Genomic DNA, 11,877 nt, shown 5'->3' on the forward strand with positions numbered 1-11,877 from the left:
CGGGGCAAGAAGCGAGAAGCCGTTTCCGCATCGCGCCAGGGAAGCGTTGTCAGGACCAGTCCAGGGTGCCCGCCGGCACCCCGATGTTCATCGAAGGGTTTTCGCGCCGTTGATGAACTTGTTGGACGGAGTGGTGAAGGAGACCGCAACGCCGACGACCGCGGGCCAGGACACCGATGTACCCCAGGACGGTGCACTGACCCACGAGCAACGAAATCAGCTGCAGTGCGGTGATGACGGTGAGCACGATCCGCGCCCGGTTGCGCCCGGCCCGCAGCTTGAAAGCAAAAAGGAGACAGAGCAACGCGATCACCACGGCGACGACCATTCCGACGTTGACCGCCTGATCGATCTGGGCGTCGGTGAGCTGCCCGCCATTCTGTCTGTTGGACGATCGCAGGGCATCTACCAACGCGCCTTTGTTCCCGAAGATCAGCACCGCCCCTACGACGACCACCTCGCCTGGGCCGCACGCGCACCACCCCGGCTTTCCGTCCGGCGAACTTCGAGCGCACGTCGGTGTGCACCTTCGAGTGGGTAAGCCTCTGGCCGATCACCCGGCGTTGCTGCGCGAAAGCCGCACGCCGTACTTCCAGCGCGGCCCCGACCAGGTGCCCTGCGCGAACACCTTCGAGCCGGCCCTCTGGCTCGACGGCCGCGCCGCGGCCAGCCCGGCGCTCGTCCCGTTCAGCGGTGGTCCCGCCGCCTGCCCGGGCCGCGACCTGGTGTTCTTCACGACGTCCGCGGTGCTCGCCAACCTGGTCCAGCAGCACGGCGCCACCCTCACGCCGGGCGACCTGCCCCTGACGCTCGACAACTTCGGGCTCCGCTTCGAGGTCACCGCACGTTGATGCCAGGAGAAGACGACGCCGGGGGTCGCTTCGTGTCGGTTCAACGATGGTCGGTGCGTTCCGCGCTCCAGATTCCGGCGGACTTGAGCTCGGCGAGCACGGCGGCGGTCGTCTCCTGCGGCATCGCCGCCGTACGCCGGGTGCCGGCCGCGACCACCACCGCGGCGACGTCGTGCAGTTTCACGTTCGTGTGCTGCGAAACCTCGCGCAACGCCGTGAACGCGTCGTCCGCCGACCAGCTCCGCAGCACCATGAGCATGCCCTTGGCCTGCTCGATCACCGGCCGCGTCGCGAGCGCGTCCTCCAGCTGCTTCACCTTCATGGACTGCTCGACACGATCTGCTTGAGGGTTCACTCGAGAGTCCTCACACCCGTCCCGATTCAATGCTGTGACGACAAGCTGTTCCACTCGCCCGTTTTCCCCAGAACTGTCCACATCGGACGTCCGCTGGTTCGATCACGCAGCCACCTGCGGCATGGCTCCTTCTTCCAGAGCTGATTCCGCTTCGGCGAGAACTGCGTCGATCGCACGCAGCTGAGCTTGGGTGCGGCGGATGGTGCCCTCGGCTTCCGCGCGCAGGGCGGCCGCGCGGTGCTGCGCCGTCAGAACGAGGTCGTCGGCTTCCGACCGGGCCAGCGCGAGCAAACGGCTCACCTTCGCACCGACCGCGGCCGGGTCCGCCGGGGCGCGGCAGAAGCGGTCGAGCTGGTCACGCAGCGCGGTGATCTCGGCGCGGGCTTGGGTGAGCCGGTCGGCGAGGAGTTCAGCCTGGGAATGCGCGGCATCGCGGTCGAGGGTGAGCAGGCGCAGTTCCTCGTGGAGCTCGGCGAGCCGGTCGTCGACTTGCTCGCGGTCGTAGCCGCGCAGTGTGAGCGCGAAGCTCTCGGGCAGCGGCAGCGTCATCACGGCCGCACCCTCTCGCCGAGCAGAGCGACAAGTTCCTCGGCGCGGCCCGCGGTCCGGAGGCGGGGCGGATCGGGTGTTCCGATCGTGTGGTCGTCGGCCAGCACGGCTTCGGTGAAGCGAGCCACCTGCTCCGGCGTCGGTGCGACGGTGCCGCCCAAGTAGCGGACGACGATGAGGTCTTCACCGGAGTGGGTCTCGACGGCTGCGGCCCAGCCACGCTCCTCGTCCCACAACAGCGCGAAGTCGCGGTCCGGGTACGCCGGGTGCCGCTGGTCCAGCGCGACGTAGGCCGACAGCGGCGAAGCGTGGTCGAGCGTGCACGACTCGAGGCCGATGCCCAGTTCGGCTGTCACGGCTCGCAGGTACGCGGTCAAAGCGGCGGCGGCGTGGTGGTCGGTCGGGATGTCGATCGATGCGGTCACGGGAGCCGATCTCCTCTCTCGTGCGGGAGGGCCGGGCCGGGGCGAGCCGGCCCGGCCCTCGGAAACGGCACGACGTCGTCAGGAAGTGATCTCCTTGCGGTCCGCACCGGAGGTTCCGGTGGAGACCGCGATCCGGCGCGGCTGCGCGGTTTCGGCGACCGGGATCCGCACGGTCAGCACGCCGGCTTCGTACGCGGCGGAGATCCGGGTGGTGTCGAGCCCATCGCCCAGCAGCAGTTGCCGGGAGAACACGCCGTACGGCCGCTCGGAGACCTGCAGCCGCGCATCGTCGCCGGTGGGCAGCGGGCGGCGCTCGGCCTTCACGGTCAGGACGTTGCGTTCGACTTCGAGCTCGACCGCGTCGGGATCGACGCCGGGGAGGTCGAAGCAGGCGACGAACTCGTCGCCGGCACGGTAGGCGTCCATCGGCATCGCGGCGGGCCGCGACCACGTTCCGGGCGACGCGCTGCCCAGCAGCTGCTGCGTGAGCCGGTCGAACTCGCGGAACGGATCGGTGCGCATCAACATCTGTTCCACCTCCTGGAGTCGTATCGGGCTTGTCAACGCGCAGAACTGTTCTAACATGTCATCGGAACGTTGACAAGCCGAAAGTCATCGGAAGGTTGACAGGATGGACGAAGCCGATGTCATGGCCCTCGTAGGTCAAGCCGTGACCGACGCTCGGGCCGGCGCCGCCGACGGAGAGCAGCTGCTCGCGGCGCTGAGTGCCCTGCACGCGCTGCGGGCGAGCCTCGCCGAGTGGGAGCCGGAGCTCATCACCGCGGCGCGCGTGGCCGGCGTGAGCTGGGCGGCCCTCGCACCGTCGCTCGGCGTCACGAGCCGGCAGGCCGCCGAACGGCGCTACCTGCGGCTGCAGCCCTCCGCCACCGGAGAGGAGACCGGCGAGGGCCGCATCGACGCCCAGCGCGACCGCCGGGCCGGCGACCGCGCGGTGTCGGAATGGGCGCGGCGCAACGCCGCGGTCCTGCGCCAGCTCGCCGCACACGTCACCGCGGCGGAAGGCATGTCCGCCGCGGGCCGGCGGGCCGCAGCGGGTGTCGCGCGAGCCCTGGCCGCGGACGACGCGTCGGCGCTGCTCGAACCACTCGCCGCGACGCGGCGCCACCTCGTGGCCGGCCACGCCGATCTCGCCGGCCGGGTCGGCGACGTCGACGCGGAGAGCGGCCGTGTGCGCGACGAGGCGATCTCCGATCGCCGGCGCCGGACGAACAGCTGACCGCCCCGCACGGTCGCCGCGAGCTCGTGGAGCAGGCGCCGGCGCGCGGCGACCGCGGCGCATGCTCGGGTCTGGCGAACGGTGGCCGCAACCGAAGGAACGACAAGCCGGGGCAGCGGGGTTGAAAAGCCGGGATGTCGGGTAGCCGCCGACCGTGACCGACTCCACCATCGCCGTCCTCGACGTCGACGGGACGCTCGTCGACTCCAACTACCAGCACGCGCTGGCCTGGTACCGCGCGCTGCGCTCGGTGGGCGAGACCTACCCGGTGTGGCGGCTGCACCGGCTGATCGGCATGGGCGGGGACAAGCTGCCCACGGCGCTCGGAGGCGAGGACCTCGAGCGCCGGGTGGGCGACCGGCTCCGGGAGCGGCAGGGCAAGGAGGTCGACGCCCTGCTCGAGGAGATGGCGCCGCTGCCCGGGGCCCACGACCTGCTCGTGGCGATCAGGAAACGCGGGCACCGGCTGGTGCTGGCCAGTTCCGGTCAGCAGCGTCACGTGGACGTCTACCTGGACAAGCTGCACGCCCGCGACATCGCCGAAGGCTGGACCACCAGCGCCGACGTCGAGGCCTCCAAACCAGCACCGGACCTGCTGCAGGTGGCGCTGAAAAAGCTGGGCGCACCGCCCGACGCGCGCAGCGTCATGGTGGGCGACTCGGTGTGGGACGTCGAGGCGGCGAAGAGCGCGGGCATGCCGGCGATCGTCGTGCGCTCCGGCGGCTTCGGCGAGGACGAGCTGCGGGAAGCCGGGGCCGTCGCGATCTATGACACCCCAGGCGATCTCCTGGACGCTCTGGACGACACCCCCCTCGCCTGACCCCGGCCGTCAGGTCTCGGCTCCCGGGAGGCCGCGAGGGTGGCCAAGCGACGATCCGCGAGCCACCTCCGGCGATGACCCGGGTTCGGATTCTCGCCGCAGCGCCCCGATTGGACCCGGCCCCCGCCGGGTAGCCGCCCCTGCAACGCCGCATTGCGGGGAAGAAGGACCCGATGGAACCCGAGCTGCCCCTGGCCGACGAGCTCGCCGCCGTGTTCGCCCGACTGTCCGGCCTGCTGCTCACCGCCGAAACGGTGCGGTCGCTGCTGAAACTGATCATCGCGGCCGCCCGGGAGGTGTTCCCCTCGGCGCTCGGGGCGGGGGTGACGGCCGCCGGCGACCAGGGCGCGCCGGTGACCTGGGCGGCCACCGGCGAAGAGATCGAACGGGCGGACCGGCTGCAGTACGAGCTGGGAGCCGGCCCGTGTCTGACGGCGTGGCAGGAGCGTTCGGTGATCGACGTCGGCGACATGCACGACGACGACCGCTGGCCGGAGTGGGCGGCGTCGGCCGCGCGCCTCGGCCTGCGCTCCGCGCTGAGCGCGCCGATGGTCGCCGGCTGCCGCAGTGTCGGCGCCGTGAAGGTGTACGCCGACCGGCCGCACGCGTTCGGCGAGCGCGACCGGACGCTGCTCACGATGTTCGCGTCCCAGGCCGCGGTGCTGGTGGCGAACGCGAGGTCGGCCGAAGCCGCCGAACGGCTCAGCACCGAGCTGCGGTCTGCGCTGCGTACCCGGGACATCGTCAGCATGGCCAAGGGAATCGTGATGGCCCGCGACCACGTCCCCGAGGAGACGGCGTTCCTCGTGCTGGCGGACGAGGCCGCGCGGGCCGGCAAACCGTTGCGGGACAACGCCGAGGCGATGCTGCGCGCGGTCGCCCGCCCACGCCGATGAACGGGGACCAGCGTCGCGAGATCGTCCTCGCCTGCCGGCATGCCGACCTGACCGCGGAACAGCTCTGGACGCGGTACTTCGCCCTCGGCGGCAGCCAGGACCTGATGGAGGTCGAGGCCTACCTCGACGGTGTCGCCGGACTGCCGCCAAACCAACGCGACGTGCTGGCCCACGCGGTCAACGAGTGTCTCGACGAGATCGCCTGGACCCGCCGCGCCCCCTACAGCCGCACCCTCCGCCCCCGCCGGCCGCACGACGACACGCTGGCCGCTCTCGTGCACCTGCTCGAAGGCGCGGAACTGGCACCGCCCGATCGCCTTCCCGGCCTCGTCGAAGCGGCGGGCGAGCTGATCGGGATCGGGTTCAGCGCCTACCTCGCCGATTACGCCCAGCAGTATCTGCACCCGGTGTCCGCCGTCGCGGATTCCGGGCCACCGCTGCCGATCGACAGCACCCTGGCCGGGCGCGCCTTCCGCAGTCTGGAGATGCTGCCCGCGGATTCGGGTGGCCGGCCGTGCCTGTGGGTGCCGCTCGTCGACGGGGCCGAGCGGATCGGCGTCCTGCGAGCCGACGTGCCCGACGAGGACACGCTCGAGGACCCCGGGCTGCGTGCGCAGTGCCAGTGGGTAGCCCTGCTCGTCGGGCACCTCGTCGTGTTGATGACGCAGTACGGCGACGGCCTCGACGCGGTCCGCCGCCGCAGGGACCGGACGATCCCCGGCGAACTGATCTGGTCCCTGCTGCCGCCGCTGACCGCGGGTGTCGACGGCTTCGTCGTCACCGGCGTGCTCGAACCGCGGCACGCCGTCGCCGGGGACGCCTTCGACTACTCGCTCTCGGACACCACCGCCGTGCTGTTCATCGTCGACGCCGTCGGGCACGACCTGCGCAGCGGCCACATCGCCGCCACCGCACTGGCCACCCACCGCAGCGCCCGCCGCGCCGGCTACGGGCTCTTCGAACAGGCCCGGCAGATCGACGAGACGATCGGCGCGGCGTTCGGCAACGCCTCCTTCGCCACGGCCGTGCTCGCCGAGATCGACCTCGCGACCGGGCGGATGCGATACGTCAATGCCGGCCACCCGGAGCCGCTGCTGATGCGCGGCGGCAAAGTCGTGAAACAGCTGACCGGCGGCAGACGGGCCGCGCTGGGCCTCGGCTCGGGCGAACTGGTGGTCGGTGAGGAACGGCTGCAGCCCGACGACTGGCTGGTCCTCTACACCGACGGCATCACCGAGGCCCGCAACCGCGAAGGCGAGTTCTTCGGCGAGGCACGGCTGGCCGACTTCCTGCGCCGCGAGGCGTCGACCGGTTACCCACCACCGGAGACCGTGCGGCGCCTGATCCAGGCCGTACTCGCCCACCACGACGGCACCTTGCAGGACGACGCCACCGTCCTGCTCGCGCGGTGGACCAACCCTCGCGACCTCGATCCGGGAAGGTGACGCTCTTTCCGGGTGAAGGGCGGATTCGGCTTTCCCGCCGAGCAATCCGTTCTGCCCGCTCAGCGTCACCGACGCCACGGGTCAGCCGACGACGGTCGGCGGCCGGTGGGCGGCCCAGGGCATCGCCTGCTCCAGGTCGCCGGCGAGGGCGAGGAGGGTCGCTTCGTCGGCGTAGGGTGCCATGAGCTGCACGCCGACCGGCCAGCCCTCGTCGGTCCGGCCGAGCGGGAGCGAGATCGCCGGGTTGCCGGTGACGTTGGCCAGTGCGGTGAAACCGGCTGAGGCGAAGAGGTGGTCGTACCAGCCGCGGGCGGTGAGCGAGTCGTCGTCGGCGTTCAGGTGGCCCAGGGCGGTGTTCGGCACGTTCATGGTCGGCGACAGCACGACGTCGTAGTGCTGGTGGAAGGCCGCGATCGCGCGGGCGGTCGCGTTGAACACCCGCTCGGCGCCGTAGAGGTCCGCCGCCCGCAGCGTCCGCCCGTGTTCGACGCACGCCCGGGTGGTGGCCTCGAGGTGCTCGGGTCCGGCCGACACGCCCAGGGCGGCGCACAACCCGTCGACGCCGTCGGCGAGGAAACTGGTCCAGGCGACGAAGTTGGCGTCGTCGAGCTCCGCCTTGGCGATCCCGGGCGCGGCCGGCTCGACCGTGTGCCCCAGCGCCTCCAGTGCGCGGCCCACGGCCTCGGTCGCCGCCACACATGGTCAGCGCGATCCGCAACGGCCGGCAACCCGAGCGGGCCTCGTCCACGTAGCTGCGCGGCAGACCCGGCAGCTGGTACCGGTCGCCGGGCTCGTACCCGTGCACCGCGTCGAGCAGACCCGCGCAGTCCCGCACGGTCCGGGTCACCGCGAACTCGACGCCCAGGCCCATGAGCGGGTCGGCGTAGTCAGGACCCACCGACACCCGCCCGCGGCTGGGCTTGAGGCCGACCAGCCCGCAGGCCGCGGCCGGGATGCGGATGGACCCGCCGCCGTCGTTCGCGTGCGCGACCGGCAGCGCGCGGGCCGCGACCATGGCGGAAGACCCGCCGCTCGAACCACCCGCGCTGCGCGTCAGGTCCCACGGGTTGCGGACGGAACCGGACGTCAGCGGCTCGGTGTTGGCGTTGAAGCCGAGCTCCGGCGTGGCCGTGCGGGCGAAGGTGGCCAGGCCGGCACGCCGAAAGCGCGCCATCAGGTGGGTGTCGGACGGCATCGGCACACCCTCGCCGAGCAGCCGAGTGCCGGCGGCCTGTGTGACACCCTCGGCGTGCAGGATGAGGTCCTTGATGGCGAAGGGGACGCCGGCGAACGGCCCGTCGGCGGCGTAGTCCAGCGGTGCGGCGAAACGCTCGCCGACCAGCCCGTTCACCGTGGGCTGAACGGCATCGAGCGCCGCCGTCGCGGCGGCGTGGACCTCGTCCGTGTTCACCTCGCCGGAGCGGATCAGCTCTGCGAGGGAGGTGGCGTCGAAATCGGCGTATTCGTGGGGCTTCATGGCGTCCTCCGATGTGTCGAAGGCGCGACCGTAGGAGCGGGCGTTGCGGAAAACATCGGTAGGTTGACGGATGTTTCGTCACCGTCGTCGGCTGTTCGAGAGCCCGCCGCCGGGGTAGCTTGCGCGGGTGACCGCCCTCAGCGCGGCGCGTGAGCTGCGCTCATTCCTGCGCCGAAACGGCAGCCGCTCCCCCGGCGCGGCGACGGCAGCCCTCGACGGGCTGCACGCCGTGGTGCCATCCGACTGCTCGGCGCTGTCGGTCTGGGACCCCGTGGCCCGGCACCACCGATCGCTCGCCTCGTCGTACCCGCCGGTGGCCACGACCTTCCTCGACGCCCTCATGCACACCGATCCGGTCTTCACCTTCGTGCAGGCCGGGCGGACGCTCGTCCGAATCCGGGACCTCGCTCCCCCGCTGCGCAACGGCCGGACCTTCGACCAGGTCATCACCCCGCTGGGCTTCCGGGAGGGCTTCACGCAGTGCCTGTTCGCGACAGACGGGCGCTACGTCGGCATGCTGAACGCGAGCTCGCTCGACGTCGATCACGCCGGTGACGACACCGTCGCCCTGCTCGAACTGCTGGCCCCCGACCTCGGCGCCGCTCTGGACCCGGTCCCGGCGCCACGCCCGGCCACCGCCCGGCTGGCCGACGGAGAACTGGACGGGTTCGTCGTCGGCCCGGGCGGCGCGATCACGCCGCTCTCCGCCGGGGCGCGGCCGGACCTGCTCACGCCACCCTCGCCCCTGCACGCCGCGGTGGCGCAGGTCCGCGCCGGCCTGCCGCCCTCGGCCCCGGTGCTGCACGTCGTCCTCAACGACAGCGTGGTCGCCGTCGAACTGCACCCGTCGCCGCCCGCGGTCGTGGTCCTGCACCGGGAAACCCCACCGCCCGCCGGCCTGACCCAGCGCGAGCTGCACGTGCTCGCCGACGTGGCCGAGGGCCTCAGCAACGGGGAGATCGCCGCCGCGCACTGCGTCAGCTCCCGCACGGTGGCCACCCACGTCGAGCACATCCTCGCGAAGACGGGCTGCCGCAACCGCATCGAGGCCGCCCGGCTGGCCTCTCGGTGGGGACTGCTGGTCACGCCGAACCGCTGACGCACTGCAGCTCCTGCCGTCGCCGGTCAGGAGATCTTGCGGCGGTACGCCAGGATGGCGAAGAAGTAAGCCACGACGAGGATGCCGACGCACCAGGCCAGCGCGACCCAGATGTCGCTGCCGACCGGTTGCCCGGTGAACAGGTCGCGGATGGCGTTGACGATCGACGTCACCGGCTGGTGCTCGGCGAAGGCACGCACCGGGCCGGGCATCGTGTCGGTCGGGACGAAGGCCGAGCTGATGAACGGCAGGAAGATCAGCGGGTAGGCGAACGCGCTCGCGCCGTCCGCGGATTTCGCGGAAAGGCCGGGGATCACGGCGATCCAGGTCAGCGCCAGGGTGAACAGGATCAGCATGCCGGCGATCGCGAGCCACGCCAGCACACCCGCGCCCGAGCGGAATCCCATCACGAGGGCGACGAGCACCACGACCACGACCGAGATCAGGTTGGCGACCAGCGAGGTCAGCACGTGGGCCCACAGCACGGACGAGCGGGCGATCGGCATGGACTGGAAGCGTTCGAAGATGCCGCTCTTCATGTCCAGGAAGAGCCGGAACGCGGTGTAGGAGATGCCCGAGGCGATCGTGATGAGGAGAATGCCGGGCAGCAGGTAGTTCACGTACGAGCCCGAGCCGGTCTTGATCGCGCCGCCGAACACGTAGACGAACAGCAGCATGAACGCGATCGGCATGATCGTGGTCGTGATGATGGTGTCCACGCTGCGCGTGATGTGGCGCAGCGACCGTCCCAGCAGGACAGTGGTGTCACCGAAGAAGTGTCGGGTCATCGTCGTTCCTCACCGATCCGGGCCGGCGCCGCGTCGTCTGCGGTGCCGTTCTGGCCGACGATCGCGAAGAAGACGTCTTCGAGGGTCGGCTGCTTTTCGACGTATTCGACCTTGGCGGGTGGGAGCAGCTGCTTGAGCTCGGAGAGCGTGCCGTTCACGATGATCCGGCCCTCGTGCAGGATCGCGATCCGGTCGGCGAGCTGTTCGGCTTCGTCCAGGTACTGCGTGGTGAGCAGCACGGTCGTCCCGTGCTCGGCGAGAGTCTTGACGGCCTGCCACACCTCGATGCGCGCCTGCGGGTCGAGCCCGGTCGTCGGCTCGTCGAGGAAGATGACGTCCGGGTTCCCGATGAGGCTCATCGCGATGTCGAGCCGGCGGCGCATGCCACCGGAGTACGTGGAGACCTTCCGCGTTGCCGCGTCGGTCAGCGAGAACCGCCGGAGCAGGTCGTCGGCGATCCCGCCCGGGTCGTTCAGGTGCCGCAACCGGGCGACCAGCACCAGGTTCTCCCGTCCACTCAGGATTTCGTCGACGGCCGCGAACTGCCCGGTGAGGCTGATGGATTCCCGCACGTTCGCCGCCTGCGTGGCGACGTCGAAGCCGTTGACGTCGGCGGTCCCCGCGTCGGCTTTGAGCAACGTGGAGAGGATCTTCACGATCGTGGTCTTGCCCGCCCCGTTGGAACCGAGCAGGGCGAAGATGCTGCCGCGCGCCACGTCGAAGTCGACCCCGCGCAGCACCTCCAGGCTCTTGTAGGACTTCTTCAGGCCTTGCACGCGGATCGCAGGCCGGTACCCCTGATCGGCTGTCATCCCGGTGTCCGTTCTCTCAGCTCCGTGGTGGATGCGGATTTCGTGGCGTCGGCGGCCACGATTCCCCACGGAGCTGACATCCGGCTGACACGGCTCTGACGGGCGGTCACCCTGGTGGTATTGCGGCGATTCCGGTCTCTTCGGCGCGGTCGATCGTGTTCTTCGGGCCGCGCCACCACAGCACCCGCCCCCAGCCGAACACGGTCATCAGGATCGCCCCGACGACGACGTAGAGGCTCAGCACGATGAGCTGCTGGGTGATCGAGTTCCCGTGGAAGTACAGGGTGTTGCGGATCAGGGTGACGCCGTTCCACGGTGGCAGGATCGGGCCGATGAACTGCCAGAACGCGGGCAGGTACGCCGTCCCGTTCACGCCGCCGGTGGAGGGGTTGCCGAGGAACACGACCAGGACCACCGTCAGCAGCGTGCCCAGCGGCCCGATCAGGCTCTGCAGTGTCCCGGTCAGCATCGCCACCGCGAGCAGGACCAGGGCGAATTCGCCCCACAACGGCCAGAAGTTGGCTCCCACGTCCGGGTAGGCGTGCAGCCCCGGGCCCACGATCAGGTTGAACACCAGGCTCGCGACGACGGCGTACCCGGCCATGATGGTGACCCGGAGGTGCGCGGCGGCCTTCCCCGTGCGCTGCATCGCCATCGTGGACCCGAGGTAGCCGGCCACCATCAGCACGAACACCACCAGTCCGGGAACCACGCCTTCGGGATCCTCTTGCGGCAGCGTGTTGATCACGCTGAAGTGGACCGGCTGCCCAAGCACCCGGCTCGCCTTGAGGTATTCCGCGGGCATGACCCCGGGCGCCCACAGGCTCGCCGCCTCCGAGATCACCACCGTGTTCGTCTGGGCGTTGAAACCGCCGTAGATGGTGGTCTGGCCGGCCGCGTTCTCCAGGTCGGCCTGGTCGGCGTAGGGGTAGATCTTCATGCTGACGTCCTGCTGCACCGCGCTGGTCAGCGCCGAGGATCCGGTCACGCCCCAGGGCAGGTTGCGGGCGACGACACCGTGGTTCGCCGAGACGTAGGTGGTCACCATGATCGTGCCCATCACCAGGGCGATCAGCAGGCCGACGAGCACCTTCCGCACCTGCGGGGCCCTCGCCTCCGTCGC

General features: G+C 70.8%; 16 protein-coding genes and 1 pseudogene. 7 read left to right on the forward strand and 10 right to left on the reverse strand.

Features of this window, described 5'->3' with window-relative positions:
• Nucleotides 1-49: 49 nt before the first annotated feature.
• A complete protein-coding gene (locus ACFY1H_RS24320) occupies nt 50-439 on the reverse strand; it encodes a hypothetical protein (RefSeq protein ID WP_386949806.1) in 390 nt (129 codons plus the stop codon).
• 94 nt (nt 440-533) lie between these two features.
• Here ACFY1H_RS24320 and ACFY1H_RS24325 point away from each other — a divergent pair, with 94 nt between their 5' ends.
• Complete coding sequence (locus ACFY1H_RS24325; RefSeq protein ID WP_386949809.1) at nt 534-851, forward strand: cytochrome P450; 318 nt, start codon at nt 534-536, stop codon at nt 849-851.
• A 40-nt stretch (nt 852-891) separates the two neighbouring features.
• Here ACFY1H_RS24325 and ACFY1H_RS24330 read toward each other — a convergent pair whose 3' ends face one another.
• The 4 genes from ACFY1H_RS24330 to ACFY1H_RS24345 all read right to left on the reverse strand — a co-directional run bounded on the left by ACFY1H_RS24330 (nt 892) and on the right by ACFY1H_RS24345 (nt 2,708).
• Nucleotides 892-1,173, reverse strand: a complete 282-nt coding sequence (locus ACFY1H_RS24330; RefSeq protein ID WP_386949812.1) for an ANTAR domain-containing protein — start codon at nt 1,171-1,173, stop codon at nt 892-894.
• A gap of 135 nt (nt 1,174-1,308) precedes the next feature.
• Complete coding sequence (locus ACFY1H_RS24335) at nt 1,309-1,755, reverse strand: hypothetical protein (RefSeq protein WP_386949815.1); 447 nt, start codon at nt 1,753-1,755, stop codon at nt 1,309-1,311.
• Complete coding sequence (locus tag ACFY1H_RS24340) at nt 1,755-2,180, reverse strand: DUF6292 family protein (protein ID WP_366581305.1); 426 nt, start codon at nt 2,178-2,180, stop codon at nt 1,755-1,757. Before ACFY1H_RS24340 ends, ACFY1H_RS24335 begins: the two co-directional genes overlap by 1 nt.
• A gap of 78 nt (nt 2,181-2,258) precedes the next feature.
• Nucleotides 2,259-2,708, reverse strand: a complete 450-nt coding sequence (locus tag ACFY1H_RS24345; RefSeq protein WP_386949818.1) for an Hsp20/alpha crystallin family protein — start codon at nt 2,706-2,708, stop codon at nt 2,259-2,261.
• A 103-nt stretch (nt 2,709-2,811) separates the two neighbouring features.
• Here ACFY1H_RS24345 and ACFY1H_RS24350 point away from each other — a divergent pair, with 103 nt between their 5' ends.
• From ACFY1H_RS24350 to ACFY1H_RS24365, 4 genes are all read left to right on the forward strand, one after another.
• Nucleotides 2,812-3,417: an HSP18 transcriptional regulator gene (locus tag ACFY1H_RS24350; protein WP_386949821.1), complete on the forward strand. Its 606-nt coding sequence runs from the start codon at nt 2,812-2,814 to the stop codon at nt 3,415-3,417.
• Nucleotides 3,418-3,571: 154 nt separating this feature from the next.
• The gene (locus ACFY1H_RS24355) at nt 3,572-4,237 is read left to right on the forward strand and encodes an HAD family hydrolase (RefSeq protein WP_366581299.1); all 666 of its coding nucleotides are present in this window, start codon (nt 3,572-3,574) and stop codon (nt 4,235-4,237) included.
• Between the two features lie 173 nt (nt 4,238-4,410).
• Nucleotides 4,411-5,133, forward strand: a complete 723-nt coding sequence (locus tag ACFY1H_RS24360) for a GAF domain-containing protein (RefSeq protein ID WP_386949824.1) — start codon at nt 4,411-4,413, stop codon at nt 5,131-5,133.
• Nucleotides 5,130-6,578 carry a PP2C family protein-serine/threonine phosphatase gene (locus ACFY1H_RS24365; RefSeq protein WP_386949826.1) on the forward strand — a complete coding sequence of 483 codons (1,449 nt, stop codon included), beginning with the start codon at nt 5,130-5,132 and terminating at the stop codon, nt 6,576-6,578. Before ACFY1H_RS24360 ends, ACFY1H_RS24365 begins: the two co-directional genes overlap by 4 nt.
• 81 nt (nt 6,579-6,659) lie before the next feature.
• On the opposite strand, the gene ACFY1H_RS24370 is transcribed toward ACFY1H_RS24365, so the two are convergent.
• Complete coding sequence (locus ACFY1H_RS24370) at nt 6,660-7,274, reverse strand: amidase family protein (protein WP_386949829.1); 615 nt, start codon at nt 7,272-7,274, stop codon at nt 6,660-6,662.
• A 64-nt stretch (nt 7,275-7,338) separates the two neighbouring features.
• A pseudogene (locus tag ACFY1H_RS24375) lies at nt 7,339-7,929 on the reverse strand (amidase family protein); the annotation flags it as partial.
• On the opposite strand from ACFY1H_RS24375, the gene ACFY1H_RS24380 reads away from it, so the two are divergent.
• Complete coding sequence (locus ACFY1H_RS24380) at nt 7,828-8,208, forward strand: hypothetical protein (protein ID WP_386949832.1); 381 nt, start codon at nt 7,828-7,830, stop codon at nt 8,206-8,208. The pseudogene ACFY1H_RS24375 and the gene ACFY1H_RS24380 overlap by 102 nt on opposite strands.
• Complete coding sequence (locus ACFY1H_RS24385; RefSeq protein ID WP_386949835.1) at nt 8,183-9,154, forward strand: response regulator transcription factor; 972 nt, start codon at nt 8,183-8,185, stop codon at nt 9,152-9,154. Before ACFY1H_RS24380 ends, ACFY1H_RS24385 begins: the two co-directional genes overlap by 26 nt.
• Before the next feature lie 26 nt (nt 9,155-9,180).
• Here ACFY1H_RS24385 and ACFY1H_RS24390 read toward each other — a convergent pair whose 3' ends face one another.
• The 3 genes from ACFY1H_RS24390 to ACFY1H_RS24400 form a co-directional block, all read right to left on the reverse strand.
• A complete protein-coding gene (locus tag ACFY1H_RS24390) occupies nt 9,181-9,942 on the reverse strand; it encodes an ABC transporter permease (protein ID WP_386949837.1) in 762 nt (253 codons plus the stop codon).
• Nucleotides 9,939-10,754 (reverse strand): ABC transporter ATP-binding protein, encoded by an 816-nt coding sequence (locus ACFY1H_RS24395; RefSeq protein ID WP_386949840.1) that lies wholly within the window; start codon nt 10,752-10,754, stop codon nt 9,939-9,941. Before ACFY1H_RS24395 ends, ACFY1H_RS24390 begins: the two co-directional genes overlap by 4 nt.
• A 106-nt stretch (nt 10,755-10,860) precedes the next feature.
• Nucleotides 10,861-11,853, reverse strand: coding sequence for a hypothetical protein (locus ACFY1H_RS24400; protein WP_386949843.1), 993 nt, complete (start codon nt 11,851-11,853; stop codon nt 10,861-10,863).
• Nucleotides 11,854-11,877: the final 24 nt, after the last annotated feature.

This window comes from Amycolatopsis sp. NPDC001319, assembly GCF_042896185.1.
Taxonomy (GTDB): domain Bacteria; phylum Actinomycetota; class Actinomycetes; order Mycobacteriales; family Pseudonocardiaceae; genus Amycolatopsis.